Genomic DNA, 26,604 nt, shown 5'->3' with positions numbered 1-26,604 from the left:
GCGCCCGACCCCCCCCCCGGGGCGTAGCGGTCAGCCAGCCGCGCGCTAGGTGGTCAGGTGCGTCTCGCGCTCGGCGAGGATCTCCTGCAGCCGGCGAGACAGGGCGTCCGCCGAGTAGGGCTTTTGGATCAGCTCGAAGCCCTGGGCGCCATGGGTCGCCAGCACGTGGCTGTAGCCCGAGGTCAGCAGGATCGGCAGGCTGCGATAGAGGCGTCTGATCTCGATGGCCAGTTCCAGCCCGCTAATGCCGGGCATGACGACATCCGAGAAGACCACATCGAACCGGCCAGGCTGGTCGGCGAGCAGGGCGAGGGCGCGCTCGGCATTGGCGGCCAGCACTGCGTGGTAGCCGAGATCGCTCAGCAGGTCGACGGCGAAGCTGCCGACCTCGAGATTGTCTTCGACCACCAGGACGGTGACCCCGCCGCCATCGGCGGTTGCCACGGCATCATCCAGGGGCGGTGGCTGTCCGGTTGCCGGCGCGATCGGCAGATAGAGGTGGAAGGTCGTGCCGCGACCGACCTCGCTGGTGACCCGCACCTCGCCACCGGACTGCTTGATGAAGCCGAACACCTGACTCAGGCCGAGACCGGTGCCCTGGCCGACTCTCTTGGTGGTGAAGAAGGGTTCGAAGATCTGTTCCAGGTGCTCCCGGACGATGCCGCTGCCGTTATCCGTCAGGGCGACGGCCACGGCTGGGAGGGCCAGGGCCGGCTGGGTGGCAGTGGCCGGAATGCTGGCGACGGTGCCGACGCTGATGGTCAGGCGCCCCGCATCGCTCATGGCGTCCCGGGCGTTCACCGCGATGTTCACCAGGGCGGTATCGAACTGGCTGGGGTCGGCATAGACCAGGCAGGGGTCGTCGCTGACCTCGAGTGCGATGCCGACCTGCGAGCCGAGCAGGGTTTCCAGCATGTCGCTCATGGCCAGGACATTGTCCCGGGCGGAAAACACTTCGGGAGCCAGCGTCTGGCGGCGGGCGAAGGCCAGGAGTTGCCCGGTCAATCTGGCGGCGCGATCCACGGTGGTGGAGATCGCCTCCAGATAGCGTTCGCGGCGGGCGTCGCTGAGGTTGGGGCGCTTGAGCAGGTCGCAGGAGGTGCGGGCGACGGTGAGCAGGTTGTTGAAGTCATGGGCCACGCCACCGGTGAGCTGGCCGATGGCTTCCATCTTCTGCGCCTGGCGCAGGGCATCCTCGGCGGCTGCGAGATCCAGCGTCTGCTGGCGTTGCTGGGTCACGTCGCGCACGGTGGCGTAGATGAGGTCGCCATTGCGCGTGGCATTCCAGGAAAACCAGCGGTAGGACCCGTCGCGGTGGCGATAGCGGTTTTCGAAGTTGGCTAGCGCGATGCCCTGCTTGATATCCCGGAACGCCTGGCGCGTGGCGACGAGATCGTCATCGTGGACGAAGGTCAGGAAGGGGCGGGCCTTGAGCGCTTCGAGCGACCAGCCCAGGGTCGCCGTCCAGGCCGGGTTGAGGTTGACGAAGAAGCCCTCGAGGTCAGCCACGCACAGTGGATCGGTGGAGCGGTTCCAGATCTGATCACGTTCGGCGGTGCGCTCCGAGATGCGTCGCTCCAGCTCGTCGTTGAGCGCCGCGATGGCTTCGGCCCGGGCCTGCTGGGCCTGCTGGGCGAGGATGCGACTGCTGATGTCGCGGGAGATGCAGACGATCTTCACCTCGCCGGTGCCGGCCACCACGAAGGGTGAGCAGGAGACCTCCCACCAGCGCGGCTCGCCGCGGGCGGTGGGGCAGAAACCTTCGACCCGGGTGGTCTGGCCGGTAGCGGCACGCGCGACGGCGTGGCGGATCTTCGCGACCTCCAAGTCGGGCCAGAGCGCGGCGTACTCGCGGCCCATCACCTGATCGACGGACTGCAGCTGGTTGAGCTCCAGGCCCTGGGCGTTCATGAATTCGATATGACCCCCGGCGGAGAGGACCTTGACGCAGTCCAGGCTGGCCTGGAGCAGGCTGCGGGAAAAGCCCTCGCTGTGCAGGACGTTGCGGGCGGCAACAAAGCGGCGCTGGGCGCCGATCTCCAGCGCGATCATGCCAGCGAAGAGTTCGAAGGCGGAGAGGATCTCGGGGCTACTGGGTTTGGCCGGCTTGGGGTCGATGGCGCAGAGGGTGCCGAAGAAACTGCCATCGTCCAGCACGATGGGGACCGAGATATAGCTGCGCAGGCCGTAGCGCAGCGGCGTGTGATGGTCGCGATAGCAGTCGTCCTGCGCCACGTCGTCGATCACCACGGGCTGGCGATGATCGCGGATCTCTTCGCAGATGGTCGACTTGAGCTCCAGCTCGCCACCGGACTCGAGGCCGAAGCCGATCAGGTCGAGGGTGCTGCAGGCGATCCAGCGATCATCGGTCACCCGGGCGACGGCGGCGAAGCCCATGCCGGTCATCCGGCAGACGACATCCAGGATCTTGGGTACCGCGGCGATCTCGGCGATGAGATCGATTTCCTGGGTCAGGCCATACGAGGGGACTGGAGTCGAGGTGAGGATGCTCATCGGGTCGCTCGTACGGTGCCCTGCCCGGGCAACGGGGAAGATGGCGAGCGACAGTCTGAAGCCTCCGGCACGGATGCCAGAGGGATTCGTCACAGGCCGTGCGCGGCCAGTATAGCGAGCATCCAAGCGAAGCGGGTGACGGGATGCCCGCCAGTTTGCGATGGGCATCTCCGTCTCTCACCTGAGACCGTGGCGGGCCTTGCCGTGCGCCCCGGGCCTCAGCGACTGCCCGCCAGCGGCGGCCGCCGTCCCGCCCAGGGTTGCGCGCGCTCCAGCTGGGCGGCCAGCGCCAGCAGGGTGCCTTCCTCGCCAAAGCGCGCGGCGAAGTGGCTGCCCAGTGGCAGGCCATTGGCGGTCCACCAGAGCGGCACCGACATGGCTGGCTGGCCACTGGCGTTGAACAGGGCGGTGAAGGGCGAATAGCTGTGGAAGGCGGCGATGGCCTCGGCCAGCGAGCGTTCCTGGTGGTCGCCATCCAGCTCGCCCAGCCGCGGCGGTTCGCGGGTCAGGGTGGGGGTGAGGATGACGTCATGGTCGGTGAGAAAGCGTGCCAGGGTCCGGCCCAGGGCATGCAGGCCTTCCACCGCGGCAGCGTAGCGATGGGCGGGGATGTCGCCCCGTTCGCGCAGGATCACCCGGGTACGGGCGTCCAGCTCCTCGTCGCTGACCGGGGCACCGCGCATCTTGCCGAGCACCTGCAGGTAGTGACGGGTGCTGGGACCGATGATGTCGAACACCTGGTCGAGAAAGCGGGGCAGGTCCACCGGCAGGGTCGCCGGCTCGACGTGGTGGCCAAGGCTTTCGCACAGTCGGGCGGTGTGGCGCACCGCGGCCAGGGCCTCGGGTCCGCTCGGCCAGGGTGCCAGGTGCTCGACCAGGGCGATGCGCAGCGGGCGGGGATCGCGCTCCAGCAGGCTGGCGAAGGGTACGTCGTGGGCCGGTGCCGCATAGGGCGCGCCCAGGTCGGCGCCAGCGGTGGCATCCAGCAGCAGGGCGCTGTCGCGCACCGACAGGCTCATGGCGTGGGGCGTGCCCATGCCGGCCCAGCCTTCACCGACCATGGGCCCGGAAGGCATCCGCCCGCGGCTGGGCTTGAGGCCGAAGATCCCGCAGCAGGACGCCGGCACCCGCAGCGAGCCGCCGCCATCGTTGCCATGGGCGAAGGGCACCACCCGCGCGGCGACCAGGGCAGCCGCGCCGCCACTGGAGCCACCGGCGCTGTGGGCCGGATTCCAGGGATTGGCGGTGGCGCCGAAGCGCCGCGATTCGGTGCTGTAGGAGGTACCGAATTCCGGCGAGGTGGTGGTGCCGACGAATAGGCAGCCGGCTTGGCGCAGGCGGCTGACCAATTCACAGTCGAAATCCGGGCGGGCTTCGCCCAGGGCCAGGGAGCCATTGGTCATGCGGGCGCCGGCCAGGGGGGTGAAGAGGTCCTTGACCAGGGTCGGGACTCCGGCGAAGGGGGCCTCGACATCGAGCGGCGCCCGGGCCGCGGCGCGGGCCTGGTCATAGAGTCGTTCGCTCACGGCGTTGAGACCGGGCTCAACGGTGTCCAGGCGCTCGATGACCGCTTCGAGCAATTCGCTCGCCGTGATCTCGCGCTGCCGCAGCAGCGTCGCCAGGCCGTGGCCGTCCTGGGTGTCCAGCAGGGATTGCAGGCTGTGCATGGAAAAATCCTCGATCAGAATTCAGGAAGAGCGCGACGGAGCGGGCAGGGCGGCCTTGCGCCGCAGCAGGGCGACGGCCGCCCAGACCAGTGCGGCGACCAAAGCGGCGCTGGCGAGGGTACGGATGGCCAGGTGCAGATCGCCGGTGAAGGGCAGGAGCACTGCCACCACCAGGGGACTGGCGAACTGACCCAGGTAGAGGCAGCCGGTGTAGCCGCCCATGCCGCGGCCCCGGGCCCGGGCGCTCAGGGCGCCCATCACCGGTGCCATGGTGTTGGGCACCAGCATGCCGACGCCCAGGCCGTGGACGGTCACCGCCACCAGCACGGCTTCGTAGCTGCGGGCGTTCACCAGCAGCCAGAGGCCGCTGCCCATGCAGGCCAGCAGCACGGCGTTGCAGCCGGCCAGGCCCCACCGGCGGCGCAGCAGCGGCCAGAGCAGCGGGCCGCCCAGGGTCGCCAGCAGGCCAAGGCCCGCCGAGGCGCCGATCAGGGTGCTGGAGGTGATGCCCAGTTGCACCAGCAGCAGCGGACTCTGGATGGGCACTACCACGCTGAGCACCATGCCGGCGAAGACCAGCAGGTAGTTGACGATCAGGGGCAGCGGCGCACTGTGCTGGGGGCCTTCGTCGGCGCCGCTGGTGACCTGGGCGCGGATTGGTTCCCACAGCAGCCGCAGCATGAAGGGCACCAGCAGCAGCGGTAGCAGATAGAGGTAGAAGGGCGTGCGCCAGGAGTGCTCGCCCAGGGCGCCGCCAACCACATAGAACAGCGAGCCCACCAGGCTGATGGCGATGACCTGGCCATTGACGTAGGCCAGCCGCCGGCTGCCCTGCCAGTAGTCGGCGATCAGGGTCACGCAACAGGTCATCACTGCGGCCTCGGCCAAACCGAAGACCAGGCGGGTGAGGGTGATGGCCGGCAATGATTGCAGCAGCGCCGGCAGCATGCCGAGCAGGGCGTAGCAGAAGGTGGCGATGATCAGCAGCCGCTTGCGACCCAGGCGGTCGGCCAGCCAGCCGGCCAGGGGCGCGAAGAGGGCGATGGCCAGGGCCGGCCCGGTCATCGCCAGGGGGATCAGCAGATCGGCGCGGGGTTCGACGGGACCGAATTCGGCGCCCAGCTTGGGGATGATCGGGGCGACCATTACCGAACCCATGATGGTCAGGCTGCTGCCGAGCAGGAGCACGGCACCCTGGCGCCGGCCGGGGGTGGGGCGGGGGGAGGCGGTGGCGGTCATGGACGGATCCTCAGAAGCTGTGGGAGAGCCGCACGGCGAAGGCGTAGCCTTCGGCGCGGTTGCGGGCGTCGACCTCCTTGTAGAGGTGCACCCAGACCGCTGGCAGGCCAGGTTGGAAGAAGCTCAGCGCCGGTCCCAGCGCCAGTACCCGGGCGCGATTGCCGCGGGTGAGGCCGGGGGCGTCGTCGTCGGTGAGCTGGCGGTAGTAGTAGCCGCCCAGGCCCGCGGTCCAGGGGCCGAAGTGCTGACCCACGGCGAATTCGTGGCGGTATTCCGTGCCGCTGCGGTAGTCGGTGGCGGGGTTACGGCTGTTGAAGTCGGTCTGGAAGCTGGACGACACCTCGAATCCCGAATCGCTGATGTAGCTCAGGTTCAGCATCGGCGAGACGGTCCAGTGGTTGGTGCCCGGATTTACCAGTCGATTCTTGTCGTAATCCCCGGTGGGCGCCTGCACCTGAAACCAGAAGTTCACCCCCAGATTGCGCGAGGGCTCCCACTGCAGGATCAGCGGAATGACCTGGATGTCGGCCTGGCGGAAGAGCGTGGCGCTGTCGGCAAACACCGGAACGCCGTTGGCCTTGACGGTGAGGTCCGCGTCCATCCTGAAGAAGGGCTGGACCCCACCGAAACCATAGCGAGCGCCCAGGACGCGGGTATCGGTCATCTTCAGGTAGGCCAGGCCCAGGGAGAGGACGTCGATGGAAAAGTCATTGCCGTTGTCGCGACCGTGGCTGTCGCGGATGGAGGTGGCGCGATAGAAGTTGCTGCGCAGACCCAGGGTGCCGTGGGGCGTCGGCGGCGGGGTGAAGCCGGCGCCGAAATCGTAGACGCCGAAGGCGGTGGTGGGCGAGCCGCTTTCGGTGGCGTGGGTCGCGGCGGTCAGCCCCAGGACGGCGAGGCCGACGGCAAGGGCGTGGAGCGGACGGGTAACGTTCATGGAGTTCCCTCTTCTTATTGGCCACTCGAGCCTGAGGGAAAGCCGTTATCCGCCGTTAGCCAGATTCAGCACTTCTGCGTGGCGGTCTTGAGGGTGGTGGAGGGCAACTGGCCGAACAGCCTCCGGTAGTCGCGAGCGAAGCGGCTGAGGTGACAGAAACCCCACCGGGCGGCGACGTCCTGCACCGATTCGCCTGCTCCCCGGCGCAGCGCGCGATGGGCCGCATTAAGACGCAGGGTGCGCAGGTAGGCGACCGGATTGATGCCCAGCGTCTCCTGGAAGCAGTACTGCAGCTTGCGGCGGCTGGCACCGACGCGATTGCACAGCTCCAGGATACTGGGCGGCTGGTCCGGATGGGCCAGGGCGTATTCCCGCGCCCGCCGCACCATGCGCAGCCGCGCGCTAGGTGCCAGCTCATGGGGTTCGCTGGTGTCGAGCAGATCGAGCAGGTGCAGCAGCACGGTGTCGCGCAGGGTCGCGCGGGTGCGCGGATGGTCCAGCCAGGTCTGGATTTCCGCTTCCGGGGCGAAGAGTTGATGGGCCAGGGCGGCCAGCTGCCCATGGGCACAGCCGGTAGGGAGGCGATAGCAGCCGGACAGGTCGCGCACGTCGAGAGCGCTGTGCTGGCAGGCCAGCAGGCGCGCCATCTCGGCTTCCTGCAGATTGATGCAGAGCAGATCGAGATTGGCCGGGGTACGCAGCTCCGGCAGATTGTCGCCACGCGCCACCAGTAGCTGGGCCTCGTGCAAGGTATGGCCGCCGCAGTGCAGGGCGCCGGCGTCACGCATGGGCAGGCTGAAGGTCAGGGTGTTCCCCTGGGCCTCGCCGCTCTTGAGCATGGCCTGGTTGGAGCGATCCCGCAGCAGGCTGAGGTCGTCCAGCCAGAGGTCGCTGAGCTCGCCCTGAAAACGACCCGACGACAGCTGATCGTATTGCATGTGCCAGCCCTCGACGCATAGCGCATGCTCGTCGATGTCACCGGTATACCGATGCCGGACGCGCGGCGGTAACGCGAGGGAGCCGTCTTGGTGCATTTGGGAAACCTTTTGGGTCGCAAAGGGCCGTTGGCGCGGGAGCTACAAGTTTCGTACCTCAAGGCCGGTTTACGCGACAAAGGTGCCAAATTTGGCTAGTGCGGCGGGTTCTGCTCACCGCCTCTCCAGCAGAGCGACGCCGATTGGCTACCCTGGGAGGACCCTACAAGAAGGATGCAACCGATGTCCCATCTGTCCGCTGGATCTTTGCGCCCCGCGCTCGCGGCCATTGCCTGCCTTGCCAGTGCCACCGTCTGTGCGACCACCTCGCCGGCAACCGATATCCCCGCTCGGCAAGAGGTGCTGACCTTCACCTCGCTGACCCTGAGCGATCAGCAATTCCTGACGGGGGACAAGGGCGGCACCGAGGTGCTGCTCGGTGGCGTGCTGTCGCTGCCGCCAGGCGCGGGCAAAGTGCCGGTGGTCATTCTCCAGCATGGCTCGGGCGGGGTGGGTGCCAACATCACCTACTGGCAGCGGCAGTTCAATCAGGTCGGCATCGCCACCTTCGCCGTGGATGGCTTCTCGGGCCGGGGCATCACCAGCACCGCCACCAATCAGGCCCAGCTGGGGCGGCTCAATTTCGTCCTGGATGACTATCGCGCCGGCGCCCTGCTCGCGCGGCACGCGCGGATCGATCCGGGCAAGATCCTGCTCATGGGCTTTTCCCGCGGCGGGCAGGCTTCGCTCTATGCTGCCTTGGAGCGCTTCGACAAGCGCTGGAAAAGCCAGGATTTCCAGTTCGCCGGCTACCTGTCGTTCTACCCCGACTGCTCGATCACCTTTCGCGAGCAGGACCAGGTCATCGCCAAGCCGCTGCGGGTCTACCACGGCCTGGCCGACAACTACGATCCCTATTCCCGCTGCGAGGGCTATTTCGCGACGCTCAAGCAGCAGGGGGCCGACCTCGGGGTGCATACCTATCCCCATGCCGAGCATGGCTTCGACAGCCCCTATGCCTGGAGTCCGGTGGTGGTCGCGAAGGGCAGCCAGACCGTGCGTGACTGCCGGATCGCCGAGAACGCCAGGGGCGAGTTGATCAACCAGCAGACCGGCAAGGTCTTTTCCTACCGGGACAGCTGCGTCGTGCTGGGTCCCAGGGTCGGGCCTGATGCGGAGGCGACCCGCCAGGCCACCCGGGATGTGTTGGAGGCGGTCAAGGCCATCGTGAAATAGGCCTGACGCCGCCATCGGCCCTGGCGGAGGAGGGCGCAGGACCGCACCAGGACTCGCGCGAGTCGCCTTACGGAACCGGCATCGATCCAGGCGGCTGGTCAGGCCCGCTGGTCGAAAAAGCGGCCAATATCCCGGGGTAGAGCCTTCAGGCACGAGCGAGACGGCACTTTTACAAGATGTGTCCAGTCGTAACTCAGGCCTCGCCCGGCCACTGAATCGGCCCCGCGCCCCCTCCATGCTCCGCTCCGAGACGACTCCTGATGAATACTGCGAACTGGGCTTATATCCTTATCGTCGTTGCCGGATTCCTGCAGGCTGCCGGTGCGGCCATGAACGGCTCGCTCAACAAGGCGCTGGTCAATCCCTGGCTGGCGACCTCTGTGTCCTTCGTGATGGTGACCTTCGTCGCGATCGGGCTGTTCATCTGCATGCCCAGGCCGCTGCCCTCGGTGAGCCAGCTCGGCGACATGCCCTGGTGGGCGCCCCTGGGTGGCATCGCCGGCGCGGTAGCGGTATTCGCCGGTCTGCTGTTCATCCAGCGCCTCGGCGCGGCGCCGGTGAACGGCGTCACCATCACCGCCAACCTCATCGCCAGCCTGGCCATCGATCACTTCGGCCTGTTTTCCATGGAACAGCATGCGGTCAATGGCTGGCGGCTGCTGGGCGCGCTCCTGATGATTGCCGGGGTCGTCCTGATCGCGCGGTTCTGAAGCGGCACCCCGCTAGTCGCCGGCACGCGGCGGTCCCCTTGTCCCCGGGACGGCTGTCGTCATCGCGTCCGGACGGTGACGACAGCGCGGAGACCGCCAAGGCGCCTCCAGACGCGCTCGGGATCAGCCTAGCCGTCAGCCCTTTCCAGCCAGGCGCGGGCGATCTCTTCGCGGGTCGCGAACCACACCCCCTCGGACTGCCTGGCGTATTCGATGAATCTCTTGATCGCCCGGACCCGGCCGGGGCGGCCGACCATGCGCGGGTGCAGGCCGATCGACATCATGCGTGGTCCGGTCGCGGAGTCCTCGTAGAGGACCTCGAAGCTTTCCTTCATGTATTCGAAGAAGTCCGAGGCCTGGGACAGGCCGGGCGAGTTCCAGTAGCGGAAGTCGTTGACGTCGGCGGTGTAGGGCACGACGAGATGGCGCCTGCCCTCGACCTCGACGAAATAGGGAACGTCGTCGTTGTAGGCGTCGGAGTCGTAGAGGAAGCCGCCTTCCTCGGCCACCAGCCGGCGGGTGTGGATGCTGGCGCCATAGCGGCAATACCAGCCGACCGGCCGCTTGCCACAGGTGCGTTCGAAGGATTCGACGGCGAGGCGGATGTGCTCGCGCTCTTCTTCTTCGCTCAGGCGAAAGACTTCTTCCCAGCGATAACCATGGCTGCAGATCTCGTGGCCACCGGCGACGGCCGCCTTGGCGACCTCGGGATTTTGTTCGAAGGCCACCGCACAGGCATGGAAGGTCGCGCGCACCGCCTGTTCGTCGAGGATATCGAGGATCCGCCAGATGCCGACGCGGGAGCCGTATTCATACATGGATTCCATGGCCAGGTTGCGGGTGCCGGCGGGGATGGCGTAGCTGCCCCATTCGGTCATCGACTCCTGGTCCGGATCGCCCATGGCGAGCGAGCGCTCGGAGCCTTCCTCGTAGTTGATCACCAGGCTGATGGCCAGACGGGCGCCGTTGGGCCAGGTACCTTGCGGGCGTTGTCTTCCATAACCCACCAAATCGCGTGCAGGTGACAGCATCGGGGTCTACTCCTGAAGTGCTAGTTGTGAACTACAAGGTGAGCGCAGGGGCTCAACAGTCGATGTCCTTCAGTCGTTCATGATCGAAGGTGCCATCGGTATCGCCCTGGCTGAAGGCGAGTCCCATGGCCAGGGTCTGGGCGATGCAGAAGGAGGCGGTGAGGGAGCGAAAGCCGAGCAGCTCCGCATCGTTGACCTCTATGACCGTCTCCGCCATTTTGCCGATCGGGCTCAGCACGGTGTCGGTGATGGCCACCAGCGTCACACCCGCCTCGCGCGCCTGCCGGCAGGCCTCGACGGTATCCCGGGCGTAGGGCGGAAAACTCACGGCGATCAGCAGATCGTCATGGGCGATGGCGCTGACCTGTTCCGGCAGGGTGCCGCCACCGCCGCTGATCTGCACGGCGCGGCGGCCCACCCGGCTCAGGGCGTAGCTCAGGTAGGCGGCCACCGGGAAGGCCCGGCGCAGGCCGATGACGAAGGTGGTGCGCGCGACCTGCAGGTGGGCGATGGCGGCTTCGATGTTGGCCTGCTGGTCGCCTTCCGCCAGGTGTTCCAGGGACACGATATTGGCCTGGCTGAATTCCCGCAGGATGGCGCCGACGTCGCTGGGATCGTCCAGCAGCTTTTCCCCGCCGTAATGCCGGATGCGCTCGCTGTGGGTATCGGCGGCCTGTTGCAGCGGCGCGCGAAACAGCCGCTGCAGATCTTTGAAGCCGGCGAAGCCCAGCGCCTGGGCCAGGCGGATGTAAGCCGTCGGGGCGATGTTGGAGCGCCGGCCCAGCTCGGCGACCGTGCTGAGGGCGATCTCGTGCGGATTGTCGATGAGGAAGCGGGCCGCGTCGCGCAGCCGCTCCGACAGGTGCTCGTGCTGGGCGGCTAGACAGTCGCGCAGCTCCGCAAGGGTTTCCGGTAAGGCCATGAAAAACGCTCGGCAGAGGGAAAGGAGAGGCGCCGGTCAGCGCAATTCGGTGATTGCCTGATCCAGCGCGGTGATGAGGCGATCGATCTCTTCGAGCGTGTTGTAGTGCGCCAGGGACACCCGCACCACCCCACCCAGGGGCGCCAGGCCCAGCGCCTCGATCAGGCGCCGCGCATAGAAGTCGCCGAAGCGGATGCCAATGCGCTGCTCGTCGACCTTGAGCACCACGGCTTCCGAGCGCACGCCTTCCACCACGAAGCTGATGGTGGGTACGCGCGCCTGGACGCCGGTCTTGCCGATGACCCGAACCCCGGGGCGCTGGCGCAGAAAGCCCAGCAGTCGCTCGGCCAGGGCATCTTCCTGGATCTCGAAGGCGTCGAATGCTGCCTGCATCCGCTCGCGCTCGCTACCCTGGACGCCCAGTCGGTCGCCGATGTCGAGCAGATAGTCGGAGATGCCGATGCAGCCGAAGGACAGCTCGTAGTTGACGTTGCCGGGCTGCAGTTTGTAGGGCACCACGTCCTGGCCGATGAAGAAGTGGTTGAGGCTGGGAAATTCCAGCAGCAGGTCGCGACGGCCCCAGAGCACGGCGAAGTGCGGGCCGAAGGTCTTGTAGAAGCTGTAGACATAGAAGTCGGCGCCGCTGGCCTGCACATCGACCAGCCGGTGCGGCGCATAGGCCACCGCGTCCACGCACAGCTGCGCGCCCACCGCATGGACGCGACGGGCGATCTCGGCGACGGGATTGATCGAGCCGAGGATGTTGGAGGCGTGGGTCACGGCCACATAGCGGGTCTTGTCGCCGAGCAGCGCCTGCAGGTCGTCCAGTTCCAGTTCGAGGCTGTCGGGATCGACCTGCCAGACGCGCAGGGTGGCGCCGCGGTCTTCGCAGAGCCGGACCCAGGGGCCGATGTTGGCTTCGTGGTCGCAGTTGGTGACGATGATTTCATCACCGGGCGCGATCGAGGGTGCGATGGCGCGGCAGAGTATCTGCAGCAGGTGGGTGGTCGAGCCGCCCATGATGACTTCGTCGGGATGGGCCGCGTTGATCAGCTGCATGACCGAACGGCGCGCCTGCATCACCCGTTCGCCGGCCGCGACCGAGGGCGGGTAGGAGGCGCCCAGCTGGACGCTGCTGTTGAGCAGATAGTCGGCCACCCGCTCGGCGACCCCTTGCAACACCAGGGAACCGCCGGCGTTGTCCATGAAGACGTAGTCGTCGGCCAGACCGGGAAACTGCTTGCGAACGTATGCGATATCGAGGGAATTCACGCGACTCTCTCCAGCCAGGATCAGTGGTGCAGGATGGCCTGCAGGAAGGCCCGGGTGCGGGGTTCCTGAGGGGCGGTAAAGAAGGGTTCCGGGGTGTTCTGTTCGACGATGCGACCGCTTTCCATGAAGATCACCCGATCGGCGACGCGCCGGGCGAAGCCCATCTCATGGGTCACCACGACCATGGTGACGCCGGAGCGGGCCAGGTTCTGCATGACGTCGAGCACCTCGCCGACCGTCTCCGGGTCCAGTGCCGAGGTGGGCTCGTCGAAGAGGATGGCGCGGGGCTCCATGGCCATGGTGCGGGCGATGGCGACCCGTTGCTGCTGGCCACCGGACAACTGGCTCGGGTACTTGTGGGCGTGATCGCCCATGCCGACCTTGACCAGCAGATCCCGCGCGCGGGCATGGACCTCGCGCCGGTGCAGGCCGCGCACCCGGATCGGCGCCAGCGACACGTTGTCGAGGACGCTCAGGTGCGGATAGAGGTTGAAGCTCTGGAAGACCATGCCCACTTCGCTGCGGATACCGGCGAGGCGGGGTCCGTTCTCGACCCGTTCGCCCGCCACGCGGATATGGCCCTGCTGGTAGTTTTCCAGCAGGTTGATGCAGCGGATCAGCGTCGACTTGCCGGAGCCGGACGGGCCGAGGATGACCACCACCTCGCCTTCCTCGACCTGCAGGTTGATGTCGCTCAGCGCCTGGAAATTGCCGTAGTACTTGTCGAGGTGTTCGATGTCGATCAGGGTGCTCATGCGGTCTTGCCTCCCACGCCATTGCGTCTTTCGACCCAGCTGACCAGTTGCACCATGGGCAACAGCAGCAGCAGATAGAGCAGGGCGGCGCCCACCAGCGGGGTCGGGTTGGCCGCCAGGGCCTGGGCCTGGGTCGCCTGCTTGAGCAGGTCGGGCATCGCCACCACCGAGGCGAGGGCGGTGTCCTTCATGACGTTGATGCAGTTGCTGGTCATGGGCGGCAGCACGATGCGGATCGCCTGGGGCAACACGACGTCGCGCATGGTGTTGAAGAAGCTCATGCCCTGGGCGGCCGACGCCTCGAACTGACCGCGGGGAATGGCTTCGATGCCCGAGCGAAAGATCTCGGCGCTGTAGGCGCAGGACACGAGGGAAAGCGCGCTGGCCGCTGCCGCGAAGGAAGACAGGCGGATCCCGACGAATGGCAGCGCGTAATAGATCAGGACCAGCAGGACCAGCAGCGGGATGGACCTCATGATGTCGATGTAGATCCGCGCCAGCAGCCGCACCGGCGCGTAGGAATACAGACGCAGCAGGGCCAGCAACAGCCCGCCGACCAGACCCAGGACGATACTCACGAGGCCCAGCAGAACGGTCACGCCCAGGCCCCGGATCATCAGGGGCAGCGATTCGACCAGCACGTTCCAGTTGAAGAAGGTTTGCAGAAGATCCATGGGATACCTCGGTCACGGCCCAGGGCGAACGAACCTCGCCCCGGGCCTGCAGCAGCGGCAGGGCTTACTTGGGCGCGGCGGAGACCTTCAGGGTGCTCGACTCCTTGGCGGCCTCGGTACCGAACCACTGTTTGTGGATGGCGCCCAGGGTGCCGTCTTCCTTCATCTTGCTGATGATGTCGTTGACCTGGTCGCTCATGGGCCAGCCCTTGGCGTACATCAGCGAATAGCGTTCACCCGTGGGAATGCGGGCGACGATGGTGAATTGCGGCTTGTCCTTGATGTAGTAGAGGACGGCGGGGATATCGCTCAGGTAGCCATCGATGCGCCCGGAGCCCAGGTCCAGCATGGCCGGTGACAGCCCCTCGTAGCGCGAGACGTCGGCGAACCTGTACTCGTTCTGGTGCTGGCCGATCCACATGTCGCCGGTGGAGCCGGTATCGACACCGACGACCTTGCCCTTCATGTCCTCGAGGCTCTTCACCTTGGATTTGGTCAGGGCGGTAAGCGACTGGTCGCTGTCGAAGTAGGGTTGAGCGAAGGCGACCGATTCCAGGCGCTTGGGCGTGATGGTGATGGACGAGATCGCGATGTCGACGCGTTTCGACTGCACCGCGCTGAACAGCCCGTTGAAGGGGATGTTGACGAAATCCACGCTCTTGCCGGCCCGCTTCGCCACTTCCTTCACCACATCGACTTCGAAGCCGACGAAGTCACCCTTGGCGTCCTGAAACTCCCAGGGCACGTTGCCGACGTTGGCCCCCACCGTCCAGTCGGCTGACCAGGCGGGCAGGGCTACTGCGGCGGTCATGAGCAAGCCCAACGCTATCTTCGCTTTCATCTTCACTCCCTATTTTCCGGTGCTGTCAGTGGCTTTTCCTTACAACGTCGAATCGAGAGTAAGGCAGTGAATTATTTTATTCAATGGTAAATTTTATTGGATTTTTTGCTCCAAAATCGTGCGGAGAATTGCCGCGGAAGCCGCCTTGGCAGGGTTGCGGACGGGGCTGCTGAGCGGGGACGCCGGGGAAAGGTTGGCGCCAGACGCCTTGGGCCCGCGCGGCAGTCCGTGCCTGAAAATGAGGCACGGGGCCTTCGGCTCAGGGCCGCGCCGGGGCGCTGGGCATGCCGTCCGGCGGCTGGGCTTTGCGGCGGCGGATAGAAGGCGCAACCCGCTGGTCCGCAGGGCCACCAGGTAGCTGACGAAGCCCGGGAGCGGCCAGGTCCTTCCGCGACAACGGCTGGATCGTCTACCCGGGACGGCCGGGAAAATGCGCGGGTTTCCCCTATGTCCTTGTTGCGACTACAGTTGTCTGACTAATCCAACAAGGCCAACAAGGAAAGTCCGATGTCCGCTCCGTTCTTGCGCACCACCCTCGCTGCCGTTCTCACCTGCTGTATCGCCCTGCCCGCCAGCGCCGCGCTCGACGCGCGCATCCAGACCGCCGCGGAACAGGCCAAGGCGCCGACGCTCACGTTGCTGGAGCAACTGGTGAACATCGACTCGGGGTCCGGCTACGCGCCCGGCCTGACCGAAGTGGGCAAGCTCGTCAGCGCGGAATTGCAGAAACTCGGCGCCACGGTGCAAGAGGTGCCCAACACCGCACCGGACCAGAGCCGGCACCTGGTCGCCACGCTCAAGGGCAGCGGCAAGGCGAAGGTTCTCCTGCTGGCGCACATGGACACGGTGTTCAAGGAGGGCACGGCCAAGGCCCGGCCGTATCGCACCGATGAAAAGCGCGCCTATGGTCCGGGCGTGTCCGACGACAAGGGCGGCATCGTGGTCGCCCTGGCGGCGCTGGAGATTCTCAAGAAGCTCGACTTCAAGGACTACGGGCAGATCACCCTGTTGCTGGACGCCAGCGAGGAAACCGGCTCCCAGGCCGCCACCGAGCTGATCGCCAGCACCGCCAAGCAGCATGATGTGACGCTGAATCTGGAGCCGGGCCGGCCGGCCGATGGCCTGGTGGTGTGGCGCAAGGGCAGCGCCACCGCCGTGGTGGAGGTCAAGGGCAAGGCGTCCCATGCCGGCGTGTCTCCGGAGCTGGGGCGCAACGCCGCCACCGAAGTCGCGCACCAGGTACTGCAGCTGAGCGACCTGGGCGATGCGGAGAAGAAGACCTCGGTCAACTTCACCGTGATCGAGGCGGGCGAGCGCATCAACGTGATCCCCGATCACGCCGTCGCCAAGGCCGACGTCCGCGCCGCGTTGCCCGAGGAATTCGACCGGGTGGAAAAGGACCTGGCGCGGATCTCTGCCAACAAGCAGATCCCCGACACCGAGGTGACCACGCGGCTGGAGCGTGGCCTGCCGCCGATGCCGCAGACCGCGGCGAGCGATCGGCTGCTGGCCATGGCCCAGGGCATCTATGGCGAGCTGGGCCGCACCCTGACCGTCGAAGGCAGCGGTGGCGCCGCGGATGCCAGCATCGCCGCTGGTGCCGGCGTGCCCACCCTGGACGGCTTCGGCATCGTCGGCGGCAAGCTGCACACGCCCGAGGAATACGTGGAACTGGACAGCGTGACGCCGCGCATCTATCTGCTCACGCGGATGCTGGTGGAGCTGTCCAAGGGGCAGTAACTGCCGAAGCGGCTCAGGACCCCTGGGTGCTGCCGGTCAGCGCCCGGGGCTGGCGATCAGGGCGCGCAGTTGCCCGCCTTGGTGAAGCCCGCCGCCTTCGCCTCGGCTTCGGAGGCGAACTTGACCTGGTTCTTCGGCGCCACCTGGGCGTAGCTCGGGCAGCCTTGCGGCAGGTGATAGACGTGACTGTTGCGGTTGCCGATGATCGCGCCCTGGCCGGCCGCGGCGGGGCTATCGGTCTTGGCCGGTGCTGAGGGCGCTGACGGCGCTGGCTTGGCTACCGGCAGGGGGCTGACGATGCCGTCGCCAACCGGCTGGTAGCCCAGCGTCCAGTGCCGCTCGCCGGACACGAAGGGGTTGCCGTGGCCCATCACCGCGGCGATGCGGCTGTCCCGTTCGCGCTCCCAGGCGGTGACAGGTTGCTGCTTGTCCCAGGCCATCAGCAGTTGTTGCTGCTGGCGCGACATGTTCAGGCCGTAGCGATCGAACATATAGAAGGTGACCCGGGCGACCAGGCCCTTGACCTCGTCGCGCGGTTCGGCGGCGCGTTCCTGGAAGTCGACCTTGGTCGTGCACCGGCCGTATTGCGGCTGCACGCCCTGGGCCATGCCGTAGTTGAAATTGGCCCGGTCACCATTCACCTCGCCTACGGCGGGGTAGAGGTTGAAGAGGTCGGCCTCCATGGCGCGGAACACCGGGTCATCCGCCACGCAGTGTTCCCGTCCGCCGTTCTGCCAGCACTGGCGCTGATGACCGAAGGTCCAGGCCGGCACGATGTGCTCCCACTCGGTGCGTTCGCCGCGGTTTTCCTGCTTGCGCGCCTGGAAGCCGCAGGAGGCGGCATCGAGCCGTCCCCCGGACTTGCCGACCCACTCCCACTTGCAGCCGCAATAGAGGTCGCCCTGGGCGCTGGTGTTCTGATCGAAATAGACTTTTTGTCTGGCGATTACCTTGGCCTCGACAAAGGTATCGGGCGCTGCGGCGAGCGCGGAGGAGGCCACCAGTGTGGCCAGGAGGAGCGAAAGCAAAAGGCGCATGTATCTTCACAGCTCGATTAGGGCGCCGAATTGTATAGCTTTTGCCTCGCTGATAGCGGGTGCAGGGTGCGCAAGTCTCAGGGCAGACGCTCTAGCTCGGGGGCTGGACAACCTCAGGTCGAAACGCACCTTTCAGCAACAATGGGATTCGCTAAGATTTGTGAACCAAATCTCAAAAACTTGTCTGATGACGCAGTCTGCACTTCTGTCCGGAGTTTTCTATGAATGGCCCCACCCCCTGCTGTGATCTGGGCGGTATGAGCACCTTGGTGCTGGAAGATGAGCTGGCCGAGCGCAAGACGCGGCTGGCCGAGGCCCAGGCCGATGTTCAGCGCCAGTTCCTGTCCTATGCGGACGACCACGCCTGCATCGCCGTGCTGGAGCGGGCACTGGCCAAGGCCTATCGGTTCTTCTAGCGGTCCGCCCGCCGATCCGTTGCGTTCTCTACCCGCCCGATATCCCTGGGTTCCGGGGGCAGAAGAGGACGATGCAGAAGGCCTCTCGGCTAGCGCGACGGTGGCCGCCGCGCTTCGGTACCGGGTCGAATAACGCCTCAATTCTGGTTGTAGCAGCCATTGCCAGACACCAGATAGTCCAGCTCATGCTCCCGGCCGGCGTGATCCAGATAGTCGAGGCGGGCCGGCACGATCCCGCACTGGGCGTCCAGGTCGGTCTGGCTGACGACCTTGGCGATGTCGAGCGGGACGAAGAAACCGGGCTGGTCATGGATCAGGGCGGGATGGTCGGGAGCGGCCAGGGCGGAGCCGGTGGCGAGCAGACCGAAAAGACCGAGCAGGAGCGCTTTCATGGAGAGTCCTCTTGAAGGGGTGGGTAGCGAGTCGCTGACCGGACCACTCTAGGAGGACAGGGGGGGCGCTAGGCTGACCGGGTGATGACAAATCGGTCATGGAGGTTGTCGCCTGGCCGCACGGCCGGCCGTGATATTCGCGCGGCCCCTGCGTGCGCGCACCGCTCACACAGAGCAGTCCAGCGCCTTGCCCGGCACCTGGCGGCGTCCCCAGGACAGCATGACGAGCACCAGGACGCAGCCGATCAGGATGGCGCCCGCCGACAGCACGAAGAGACTGCTCCGGTCGTTGCCTTCGATGAGCAGACTCAGCAGGGTCGGCGCCGCGGCGGCCGAGGCGACCTGCACCACGCCGACCAGCTTGGTCAGGCGCCCGCTCGGATCATGGGTCACGACCGAGGACATGTAGTAGGACAACGCCAGGTTCCAGCCGAAGTTCATCAGGAACACCGCGAGCATGAGATCCGCCGCCGTGTGGATGCGCGTGGCCAGCAGATAGATGGCGCCGAGCACGGCCAGGGAGCCGGTGAGGATCATCGGCACGCGGCCCAGATGGCGCCCGGCCACGCTGGGCAGGGCCGCACCGGGCAAGCCGCCGAGCAGGCCGATGCTGATCGCCCAGCCGATGTCCACCGGTGCCACCCCGGCGTCGCGGGCGATGCCTTCGACGAAGCCCCACAGCGAGTAGATCGACAGCTGCAGGAACAGCATGCCGAGCAGCGAGCAGACGCCGATCACCGTCAGCCCGGACCGCAGCGGTGCGGGGGAGACCTGTCGCTCTTCCGGGCTCTGCCTGGCCGGCAGGCAGAGACTCAGCAGACAGACCAGGGCGAACCAGGCGGCCAGGTAGTAGATCGCCCCCGCGAAACCCTGCCACTCGGCGATCATCGGCATGAGCACCGCGCTGCTGGCGAACAGGGCGGTCTGCACGAACAGCAGGATGCCGAAGGACCTGTCCTGGCCCGGCATGCTGCCCAGCCAGTAGATGGCATAGGAGTAGAGCACCCCCGAGCAGATTCCCGAGAGGCCGCGCAAGGCCAGTAGCGGATCGAGGGCGGTGACGCTGGCGGTCGCGGCGTTGGCGAACAGCAGCAGCAGGGCCGTGCTCAGGGCCAGGGTGCGCGGCCCCAGGAAGCGGATCATCGGCAGGTACAGCAGCGTCCCGACGATGGAGCCGCACATCTCGACGGACAGGGTCCAGCTCTGCTGCGCCAGGGTCAGGTCGAGGCGTTCGGTCAGCAGTCCGATGAAGATCGGCTGCACGCCGATGACGAGAATCGAGGCGGCGGCGATGGCGATGCACGCGGTGCGCACCAGGGTTTGCTTGGCGATGGTCATGGTCGTTTACCTGCCGGCTCGGCCACCACGTGGCCTGCCGCTTCAGTAGAAAGCCTGGCTGTAAGAGGGGTGGCCGGTCAGGTGAGGCGATAGCAGTGGATGGCCACCTGGTCGGCGGCGGGATAGCCCACCTTGCCGATCATCACGCTGCGGGTCAGCCAGTCGAGTCTGCCGCTCGCCACCTGGAAGCGCGGTGTGCAACTGCAGTGATAGTCCTCCTCGGCGATCGGCCAGAGGCCCTGGGCGACCTGCGCCTGTCCCCTGTCGCTGAGGGTGATGAGGCCGGTGTTGTGGATGTTGATCCACTCGCCCTGGTCGCTGCGCAGGCTGTAGCGTGCGTCCAGCTCGCCCACGCCGTCGCTGCGCAGCAGATAGAAGTCCGCGCCGCCGGCGATCACTTCGCCGCGTACGTTCACGCCCTCGAAATGCCCGCCGGTGATTCGATAGTTGCTGCGCTGGCCATCGGTGCAGGCACCCAGGCCATCGGCCGGGTCGATGAGCACCTGCAGGCTCAGCACCCATTCCAGCGTCGGCACGGCGATCCCGGTTGGTGTCTTGGTATTCATCACGCTCTCCTGTGCCCCACGGGGGCTATGGTGACTGGTGGTCAGTAGCGATAGGTGAAATACAGCTCGAGGGCGCTGAAGCGATCGTTGTCGCCGAACGCCTGGCGGGCGGCCGACCTGGCCTGCACCCAGTTGTACGAAAGCGAGCCATAGAACTGCCGGTTGGGCGTCCAGTCGAGGTACACCGCGGTCTCGTCGGCGAAGCGCCGATCGCTGACCGCGGCGCCGCGGAAGTTGGCCTGGTCGAGCCAGAACTGGTAGTGGATGACGCCCAGGGTGAGGGTGTCGCTGAGCCGGTTCTTCAGCGAGAACTGCTGGACGCGCTCGTTGCTGTTGAACAGCAGGTAGTTGCCCACCACGTCGCCGATCAGCCAGGTACTCCAGTCGGTGAAACCCTTGCTCAGCGGGTCCCAGGCCTTCTGGCGGTTGTCGGTCGGGTTGTCGTCGCCGGAAAAGACGGCGTAGCGATAGCCGAGGGTGGGCGTGAAGGGCAGTTCCTGGAACTGGTAGTCGGCCTGGGCGTACCAGGCCCTGGCGTCGTAGCTGAGGGCGCCGTCACCACCACGTTGCACCGCGTATTCGCCATTCAAGGTGAGATTCGGCAGGCCCGGCAGGTGACCGCGCAGGGCCCGCAGGTTGTACACCCGCATGCCGTCGCGACGTGCCGTGGTGCTGTTGTTGCTGGCCAGGGTATCGACCGTCATGGCCAGGGCGCCGAGGGTCACCTGGCCGTCGAGGTCGTAATCCAGGTTGGCGCCGCTCAGGCGGAAATCGCCATAGTGATCGTCGGTGCGCAGGGTGAAGGCCTGTGCCTGGGCCGCGCCATGCCCCCACGCCAGGATCGCCGAGTCGCGGAAGGCGGTGCGCGGACCGAGCCAGTAGGCGCCATCGCCGAACAGATCGAGATTGCCGTCCATGACGATGAAGCCGGTGCCGACCATGAAGTTCTGGCGGCCGGCGGTGAATTTCCAGTCACCTGCCTGTACCCCGGCGTAGCCTTCTTCCGGGGCGAAGCGGCCGTCGGAGCTGCGGGTGAAGCCACCGGCATCGCCGTCGCCAAGGGTGGCGGCGCCGACCACCGAGCCGCCGGCGAGCAGGTGGAGCCTGTCGCTGAGCGAATAGTCGAGGGTGACGCCAGGTTTGACGTAGAACTCCTGCCAGGCAACGCGGCTGCCGTCGTTCCTGCCGCTGCGGGCATCCACGCGACCGGCGCCGAAATTGACGCCCCGGGTGGTGATGGAACCGGCGCCCGCCGTCAGGTTGAACTCGCCTTTGAGGTTTTCGTTTTCGAATGGATAGCCCGCCAGGGCCGGCTGGCTGGCCAGCGGCAGGCCGAGCGCCAGCAGCACGCCGGAAAGGCGCTTGGTTGTGCACATAGAGAGCTCCTGACTATTTTTCTTGTATTACAGGGCAGTGAAGGGTGGCCAAGGCGACCACCGAATACCTGGCGCAGCAGGTGGGAGCGCTGGCGGGCCGGCGCTCGTCGATCTCGTTAGGGATGGATCAGCCGCGCAGTTGGGCGGCGATGGCGCGCAGCAGCCGTACGGTATCGATGTCCAGTTCGGTGACCGCTTCGGGTAGCGAGGATTGCTTGACGATCACCACCTCGGCGGCGCGGTCGACGAACAGGTACTGGCCGTGGATACCGCTGGCCATGATGGCCGGACTGTGATCGTTGAAGACATACCACTGGCTGCGGTATGAGGCACCCGGGGTCCAGTCGGCGAAGTCCTGGTGCACGCCATAGAGAGCCGGGTCCCCGCCCGCCGCGATGGCCTCGACGACCGCCTGGTCGATGACCTGCTGGCCGTCGACCCGACCGCCGTTGGCCAGCATCAGGCCGAAGCGGCCCATGTCGCGCAAGGTGGCGTTGAAGCCGGCACCGGCGACGCTGCGACCCCAGGGATCGGCCATGAAGTAGGCGTCGCGCTCGCAGCCGAGGTGCTGCCAGATCCGCTGCAACTGTTCGGCGCAGCCCAGGCCGCTGGCGCGCTCCATCACCCAGGCCAGGACCTCGGTGGTGGCGGTCACGTAATGGAAGAGGCCGCCGTGCTCGCACCTTTTGCGCAATGACGGCAGGTACTGGTACAGGGATTCGTACTGGGCGTAGTCGGGCAGGGCCGGTTTGAAGCCGCAGGCATAGCCATATTGCGAGCTTGCCGAGGTGGGATCGTCGTAGAGCTCGGTGTAGTGGACACCCACGGCCATGTCGAGCAGCTGGCGGACGCTGGCGTCGCCGAAGGCGCTGCCGGCCAGTTCCGGCACATGATGCTGGGTCAGCGCCTGGGCATCGAGCACGCCGTCGTGGATGAGTTGCTCGCCGAGCACCCCGATCAGCGACTTGGTGACCGAGAACATGATGTGGCGATCGGTGGCGACCTGGCCGTTGAAGTAGCGCTCGTACACCACGCGGCCCTGGTGCAGCACCAGAAAGCCGTCGGTCTTGCTGGCGCGCAGATGGTCGAGGGCGCTGACGCTGCGGCCGCAGCTGCTGTGGAACCTCAGCGCTTCGAGGGCCACGGGCGCATGGGCCAGCACCCTGTCCGGTCGCGGCCCGGCAGCCACCTCGATGGTGGGGCGCAGGCGCGCCAGGTTGCGAAAGCCCCAGCGATTGAACGGCGGTGACATCCAGTTGGCCCAGGTCACGCGCTGGTCCGGCTCGGCCGGAAAACCCTGCATCAGTACGGGCTCTTGTTCTTGTTGGTCGTACATCTCGCTGACTCCCCGATTCCGGGAAACCAGGGAGCGGTCGAGGCTCTGGTTCATCAGACTCATCCTGGCAGTGGCCCTGCGTAGAGCAGGTACGGGAAAATAATTAACCCTGTTAATTTCTTTAGTCAATAAAATATTTTTCATACCCAAGTCCCGCCAGCTATTCTCCATCGCACCCCAAGGGAATCAGGAGCGACGGTGAGCGGCCTACGCGAACGTCAGAAGGAATTACGCCGCACCGCCATCTCGGCCGCGGCGGTCATGCTGTTCCAGCGTCAGGGCTTTCGCGAGACCACTGTCGAGCAGATCGCCCGCGAGGCCGGCGTCTCGGCGCCCACGGTGTTCAAGTATTTCGGCAGCAAGCACGAGATCATCCTGGAAATGATCAAGGAGTCCGATCGCCGGGCGCTGATCGACGTGCGCCGGCACATCCGCGACGTCGCGGACCCCGTCGAGGCGCTCTGCCATCTGGAGCACCTGCTCGTCAGCTACGCCCTGGACGTCCTGCCCGCCGCCCTCTGGCGCGAATTGCTGCCGCTGGTACTGGTGGGGGGCGACAGCGGTCTGCCCCAGGCCTACCGACAGATGAACCGCGGCCTGCAGGGCGAGATCGCCGGTGTGCTGCGCGAGCTGCAGACCGCCGGCAAGCTGCGCGCCGATCTGGACGTGGAGCTGGCGGCCTTCCTGCTCAACGACTACTCGCATCTGCAATTGCTGCGCCTGACGGCCAGTGACGAGATGGATCGCGAAGGCCACGCGGCCACCGTGCGCAAAACCACGCGCCTGATCTTCGAAGGCATGCGCGCGGTACCGGCGTGAGGCGCTAGTGGCTGCATCAGCCTTGGCTGTCTTCCCGGACCGGCTGGCGTCTCGACAGGTCTCGCTCAGGGAACGTGACGGGATAGCCGGCGAGTCGATTGCGAGGTCAGGGAAAGGCGAGGCGGATCGCGGCGCCAACCCAGCAGTGAGCCGAACAGGATGGGTATCTTTCGCTGAGCTCGGCATGGATTTGCCCAGCCATTTTCAGATGCGCCTATAGTGAGGCCGCGCGTAGCAGGGGAACGTCAGACAGCCTGACCGGCAGTGATCACCGCTCTTGCGGAAGGGGCGACAGCCAACGGAGCGGTCCGGCTGGCGCGGGCCTGGCATGGCTGCGCGGGCGCATAGTGCGGACTGTTTGGAATAACAAGGCATTCGGGGTGGTTATGAACGTAACGGGCTTCCTGACACTGGTGGGTTGCTACCTGCTTGGCACCTATATGACGAATTTCATCGGCGGCATTCCGGCCAGTGTCATAGGGATCATCGTGCTTTTCGCCCTGCTGATCCTGCTGCGCAGGGTGCCCGAAGGGGTGGAGAAGATGGCGGGCAATCTGCTTGGTTATCTGCCCCTGATGCTCGTGGTGCCGGCGGTTGGCATCGTCGATTTCAGCGGCCTCGACACCTCGGTGTGGTTGCGCCTGGTGCTGGTCATCGCCCTGTCCCTGCTGGTCACCGTGCCCCTGTGTGGCTGGCTGCTGCAGTACCTGATCGGTAGAAGCAAAGACCATGTCTGACCCGGCCCTCGCTTCCCTGCTGGCCCTGTCCCTGACGCTCGCGGCCTATCAGCTGGCGCTCGTGCTGCAACAGCGCCTGCGCCTGGTCATGCTGCAACCGGTGCTGATCACCACCGCCATCGTCGCGACCGTGCTCTTGATCGGCGGGATTCCCTACGACAGGTATCGAAGCGCCAGCGGCCTGCTCGCGATGCTGCTCGGACCCACCACCGTGGGCCTGGCCGTTCCGCTCTACAAGAACGTCCAGCGCGTGACGGCACTCTGCACGCCGCTGCTGATAACCCTCACGGTTGGCGGCGTGGTAGGTGTTTCCCTGACCCTGGCCCTGGGCTGGCTGTTCGGCCTGCCGGAGACACTGCTGATGAGTCTGCTGCCGAAGTCGGTGACCATGCCGATCGCCTTGCCCCTGGCGGATCATTTCGGTGGCGTCGCGCCGCTGACCGCGGTGATCGTGATGCTGACCGGCGTCATCAGCACCACGCTGGCCCTGCCACTGCTCAAGGTCTTCAAGGTCGAGGATCCCGCGGCCCGCGGTCTGACCCTCGGCATGAACGGCCATGCCATAGGCACCGCCCATGCCTTGCGGGAAAGCCAGGAGACGGCGGCGTTCTCGGCGCTGGGCATGATCCTGCTCGGGATCGTTACCGCTCTGGTGCTGCCGCTGGTGCTCGGTTGAGCGCCAGTGCCGCCAGGAGCGGGCCGACCGGAAGCCCTGAGTCGACGAGCTCGGAGTGCTGCCAACTGCCGCTCAGTCATCATTATCGACACTTCATGCGATAACCGTTATGTGAATAACGCCCGCGCGAAAGATGATAGCACTAGGCCAGCCGGCGATCGGCAGCCGTGCTTACAGGGACAGATGTCATGGGCATGGAAGACAAGGAATTTCAGACCACCCTCCAGCAACTCGGTCAGCTGAATCTGGACCGGATCATGGAGCAGGCTCGCGTTGATCGAGACTTCATGAATCGCGTGGTGACCGTGCTGGAAGAGTGTGGGGTGGACGATCGTACCGACGAGGAAAATTCCCTGCTCGAATGGGCCCGTGCCTTCCAGCGCCTGCCGGGTAAGGACGCCGGCCGCTAGGCGTCTGCGTGCTGGCCCGGTTTCCGCAACCAGCCGTCCTGGTCTGCCGATGCTCTGTCGATTGGCGTACGCCGCACCGTCTGGTATTTCGAACGCCGGGCAGGGCGGCGGCGCGTTCAGGCAGAAAGGTCCGGCGGATCAGCGCTGATCGGTGGCGTCGTGAGCGCTGCTTCCTGCGACCGGGTCCAGCGGCAGCGGCGCCAGCAGGGCCGTCTCGGCCACCATGTCGGCAACCCGCTCATTGAGATCCTGCACGGCCTGCAGGACAGCGCGGACGTCCGGATCGTCGCAGTCCACCGTGCCCAGCCGCCTGGCGTTTTCCTGTAGCTGGCGATGCAGGCCAAGCAGCGCCTCGCGGGCGTGGCTCTGGGGATCAGGGTGCATAGGGCGTCGGGCTTCGATCAGGCAGAGGTCATAAGGCCACTATGATTCGTCCGTTTGAATATCGCAATAATTGATCCGCTGGCTTGGTCCTGTCTAGACGAGCGGTCAGGAAGCCAGTGAAGCGGCTTGGATCTCCCTCCTGATGCCATGCCTGTTTCCGAGCACCTACCCTCTACCCGGATGTGCAGGAGCAACGCATCGATCCTTTGCCTGGGATGCAGGGGCAATGCCTTTCAGACCTACGCCTTGCCACCGTCGACACGTGCCATACGGCCGAGCGGGATCAGCCTGTTCAGCTGCTCCCATACTTCCGCCGAGGTCGCGGCGCAACGACGTTGATGCGGATGTTGCGGGGTGCCAGTTCATTGGCCCAGGTGCACGAAGGAGCGCACTGCGGCCTTGCTTGCGCCATAGACGCCATAGCCGTGGGTGCCGATCGGCGCGGCGATGGAGTCGATCAATACGATGGCGCCGCCATTGGGCATGCTCGCCGTCGCTGCCTGGGTGGCGAAGAGCAGGGCGCGCACGTTGAGCGCGAAGGTCCGGTCGAAGTGCTCTCCGCTGATGCTCTCGAACGGCGCGAACTCCGACAGGCCTGCGGCGGC

Annotated in this window: 26 protein-coding genes and 1 pseudogene; 8 read left to right on the top strand and 19 right to left on the bottom strand. The window is 66.2% G+C overall.

Features of this window, described 5'->3' with window-relative positions:
- Positions 1-45: 45 nt before the first annotated feature.
- The 5 genes from QE444_RS16560 to QE444_RS16540 all read right to left on the bottom strand — a co-directional run bounded on the left by QE444_RS16560 (position 46) and on the right by QE444_RS16540 (position 7,391).
- The gene (locus tag QE444_RS16560) at positions 46-2,514 is read right to left on the bottom strand and encodes a PAS domain-containing protein (protein WP_273862209.1); all 2,469 of its coding nucleotides are present in this window, start codon (positions 2,512-2,514) and stop codon (positions 46-48) included.
- Between the two features lie 218 nt (positions 2,515-2,732).
- Positions 2,733-4,181: an amidase gene (locus QE444_RS16555; protein WP_309740029.1), complete on the bottom strand. Its 1,449-nt coding sequence runs from the start codon at positions 4,179-4,181 to the stop codon at positions 2,733-2,735.
- 21 nt (positions 4,182-4,202) lie between these two features.
- Positions 4,203-5,420: an MFS transporter gene (locus tag QE444_RS16550; protein ID WP_187979596.1), complete on the bottom strand. Its 1,218-nt coding sequence runs from the start codon at positions 5,418-5,420 to the stop codon at positions 4,203-4,205.
- Positions 5,421-5,430: 10 nt separating this feature from the next.
- Entirely contained in the window at positions 5,431-6,357 is a 927-nt protein-coding gene (locus QE444_RS16545) for a transporter (RefSeq protein ID WP_187979595.1), read from the bottom strand.
- Positions 6,358-6,422: 65 nt separating this feature from the next.
- Positions 6,423-7,391, bottom strand: a complete 969-nt coding sequence (locus tag QE444_RS16540) for a helix-turn-helix domain-containing protein (RefSeq protein WP_187979594.1) — start codon at positions 7,389-7,391, stop codon at positions 6,423-6,425.
- Between the two features lie 183 nt (positions 7,392-7,574).
- On the opposite strand from QE444_RS16540, the gene QE444_RS16535 reads away from it, so the two are divergent.
- The gene (locus QE444_RS16535) at positions 7,575-8,567 is read left to right on the top strand and encodes a dienelactone hydrolase family protein (protein WP_309740025.1); all 993 of its coding nucleotides are present in this window, start codon (positions 7,575-7,577) and stop codon (positions 8,565-8,567) included.
- Positions 8,568-8,827: 260 nt separating this feature from the next.
- Positions 8,828-9,277, top strand: coding sequence for a DMT family transporter (locus tag QE444_RS16530; RefSeq protein ID WP_133860994.1), 450 nt, complete (start codon positions 8,828-8,830; stop codon positions 9,275-9,277).
- Between the two features lie 128 nt (positions 9,278-9,405).
- On the opposite strand, the gene QE444_RS16525 is transcribed toward QE444_RS16530, so the two are convergent.
- The 6 genes from QE444_RS16525 to QE444_RS16500 form a co-directional block, all read right to left on the bottom strand.
- The gene (locus QE444_RS16525; protein WP_187979593.1) at positions 9,406-10,308 is read right to left on the bottom strand and encodes an allantoinase PuuE; all 903 of its coding nucleotides are present in this window, start codon (positions 10,306-10,308) and stop codon (positions 9,406-9,408) included.
- 52 nt (positions 10,309-10,360) lie between these two features.
- Positions 10,361-11,230, bottom strand: coding sequence for a MurR/RpiR family transcriptional regulator (locus tag QE444_RS16520; protein WP_158890436.1), 870 nt, complete (start codon positions 11,228-11,230; stop codon positions 10,361-10,363).
- 36 nt (positions 11,231-11,266) lie between these two features.
- Positions 11,267-12,502 (bottom strand): cysteine desulfurase-like protein, encoded by a 1,236-nt coding sequence (locus QE444_RS16515; RefSeq protein ID WP_187979592.1) that lies wholly within the window; start codon positions 12,500-12,502, stop codon positions 11,267-11,269.
- A 20-nt stretch (positions 12,503-12,522) separates the two neighbouring features.
- Complete coding sequence (locus QE444_RS16510) at positions 12,523-13,257, bottom strand: amino acid ABC transporter ATP-binding protein (RefSeq protein ID WP_309740019.1); 735 nt, start codon at positions 13,255-13,257, stop codon at positions 12,523-12,525.
- Positions 13,254-13,931: an amino acid ABC transporter permease gene (locus tag QE444_RS16505; RefSeq protein WP_280306540.1), complete on the bottom strand. Its 678-nt coding sequence runs from the start codon at positions 13,929-13,931 to the stop codon at positions 13,254-13,256. The genes QE444_RS16510 and QE444_RS16505 overlap by 4 nt, the downstream gene beginning before the upstream one ends.
- Before the next feature lie 64 nt (positions 13,932-13,995).
- A complete protein-coding gene (locus QE444_RS16500; protein WP_309740016.1) occupies positions 13,996-14,772 on the bottom strand; it encodes a transporter substrate-binding domain-containing protein in 777 nt (258 codons plus the stop codon).
- 507 nt (positions 14,773-15,279) lie between these two features.
- Between QE444_RS16500 and QE444_RS16495 the strand changes: the two genes are divergently transcribed.
- A complete protein-coding gene (locus QE444_RS16495) occupies positions 15,280-16,512 on the top strand; it encodes a glutamate carboxypeptidase (protein WP_280306542.1) in 1,233 nt (410 codons plus the stop codon).
- A gap of 56 nt (positions 16,513-16,568) precedes the next feature.
- Here the strand turns inward: QE444_RS16495 and QE444_RS16490 are convergent, their stop codons facing one another.
- Entirely contained in the window at positions 16,569-17,540 is a 972-nt protein-coding gene (locus tag QE444_RS16490; protein ID WP_280306766.1) for an endonuclease, read from the bottom strand.
- Positions 17,541-17,770: 230 nt separating this feature from the next.
- Between QE444_RS16490 and QE444_RS16485 the strand changes: the two genes are divergently transcribed.
- The gene (locus tag QE444_RS16485; protein WP_187979588.1) at positions 17,771-17,965 is read left to right on the top strand and encodes a hypothetical protein; all 195 of its coding nucleotides are present in this window, start codon (positions 17,771-17,773) and stop codon (positions 17,963-17,965) included.
- Between the two features lie 137 nt (positions 17,966-18,102).
- Here the strand turns inward: QE444_RS16485 and QE444_RS16480 are convergent, their stop codons facing one another.
- The 5 genes from QE444_RS16480 to QE444_RS16460 all read right to left on the bottom strand — a co-directional run bounded on the left by QE444_RS16480 (position 18,103) and on the right by QE444_RS16460 (position 23,027).
- On the bottom strand, positions 18,103-18,357 hold the full coding sequence (locus QE444_RS16480; RefSeq protein ID WP_273862200.1) for a DUF2790 domain-containing protein: 255 nt from the start codon (positions 18,355-18,357) through the stop codon (positions 18,103-18,105).
- Between the two features lie 165 nt (positions 18,358-18,522).
- Positions 18,523-19,695 carry an MFS transporter gene (locus QE444_RS16475; protein WP_309740007.1) on the bottom strand — a complete coding sequence of 391 codons (1,173 nt, stop codon included), beginning with the start codon at positions 19,693-19,695 and terminating at the stop codon, positions 18,523-18,525.
- 77 nt (positions 19,696-19,772) lie between these two features.
- Positions 19,773-20,261, bottom strand: a complete 489-nt coding sequence (locus tag QE444_RS16470; protein ID WP_187979585.1) for a DUF3237 domain-containing protein — start codon at positions 20,259-20,261, stop codon at positions 19,773-19,775.
- A 41-nt stretch (positions 20,262-20,302) separates the two neighbouring features.
- The gene (locus QE444_RS16465; protein WP_309740003.1) at positions 20,303-21,637 is read right to left on the bottom strand and encodes an alginate export family protein; all 1,335 of its coding nucleotides are present in this window, start codon (positions 21,635-21,637) and stop codon (positions 20,303-20,305) included.
- A 127-nt stretch (positions 21,638-21,764) separates the two neighbouring features.
- Positions 21,765-23,027, bottom strand: a complete 1,263-nt coding sequence (locus tag QE444_RS16460) for a serine hydrolase domain-containing protein (protein WP_405046437.1) — start codon at positions 23,025-23,027, stop codon at positions 21,765-21,767.
- Positions 23,028-23,171: 144 nt separating this feature from the next.
- On the opposite strand from QE444_RS16460, the gene QE444_RS16455 reads away from it, so the two are divergent.
- The 4 genes from QE444_RS16455 to QE444_RS16440 all read left to right on the top strand — a co-directional run bounded on the left by QE444_RS16455 (position 23,172) and on the right by QE444_RS16440 (position 25,615).
- The gene (locus QE444_RS16455) at positions 23,172-23,792 is read left to right on the top strand and encodes a helix-turn-helix domain-containing protein (RefSeq protein ID WP_309739997.1); all 621 of its coding nucleotides are present in this window, start codon (positions 23,172-23,174) and stop codon (positions 23,790-23,792) included.
- A gap of 386 nt (positions 23,793-24,178) precedes the next feature.
- On the top strand, positions 24,179-24,529 hold the full coding sequence (locus QE444_RS16450) for a CidA/LrgA family protein (RefSeq protein ID WP_187979581.1): 351 nt from the start codon (positions 24,179-24,181) through the stop codon (positions 24,527-24,529).
- Complete coding sequence (locus QE444_RS16445; protein ID WP_133860977.1) at positions 24,522-25,205, top strand: LrgB family protein; 684 nt, start codon at positions 24,522-24,524, stop codon at positions 25,203-25,205. The genes QE444_RS16450 and QE444_RS16445 overlap by 8 nt, the downstream gene beginning before the upstream one ends.
- Before the next feature lie 188 nt (positions 25,206-25,393).
- Positions 25,394-25,615 carry a hypothetical protein gene (locus QE444_RS16440; RefSeq protein WP_133860976.1) on the top strand — a complete coding sequence of 74 codons (222 nt, stop codon included), beginning with the start codon at positions 25,394-25,396 and terminating at the stop codon, positions 25,613-25,615.
- Positions 25,616-25,753: 138 nt separating this feature from the next.
- On the opposite strand, the gene QE444_RS16435 is transcribed toward QE444_RS16440, so the two are convergent.
- Together QE444_RS16435 and QE444_RS16430 are read right to left on the bottom strand one after the other, a co-directional pair.
- Positions 25,754-25,999: a hypothetical protein gene (locus QE444_RS16435; RefSeq protein WP_208691586.1), complete on the bottom strand. Its 246-nt coding sequence runs from the start codon at positions 25,997-25,999 to the stop codon at positions 25,754-25,756.
- Between the two features lie 362 nt (positions 26,000-26,361).
- Positions 26,362-26,598 (bottom strand): annotated as a pseudogene (locus tag QE444_RS16430) (SDR family NAD(P)-dependent oxidoreductase); the annotation flags it as partial.
- Positions 26,599-26,604 lie beyond the last annotated feature (6 nt).

It is taken from the genome of Pseudomonas sp. SORGH_AS_0199 (genome assembly GCF_031453735.1).
Lineage (GTDB): Bacteria > Pseudomonadota > Gammaproteobacteria > Pseudomonadales > Pseudomonadaceae > Chryseomonas > Chryseomonas aestiva.
Note: the sequence above shows the minus strand (reverse complement) of the source record. Positions and strands in the feature narration are given on the sequence as shown.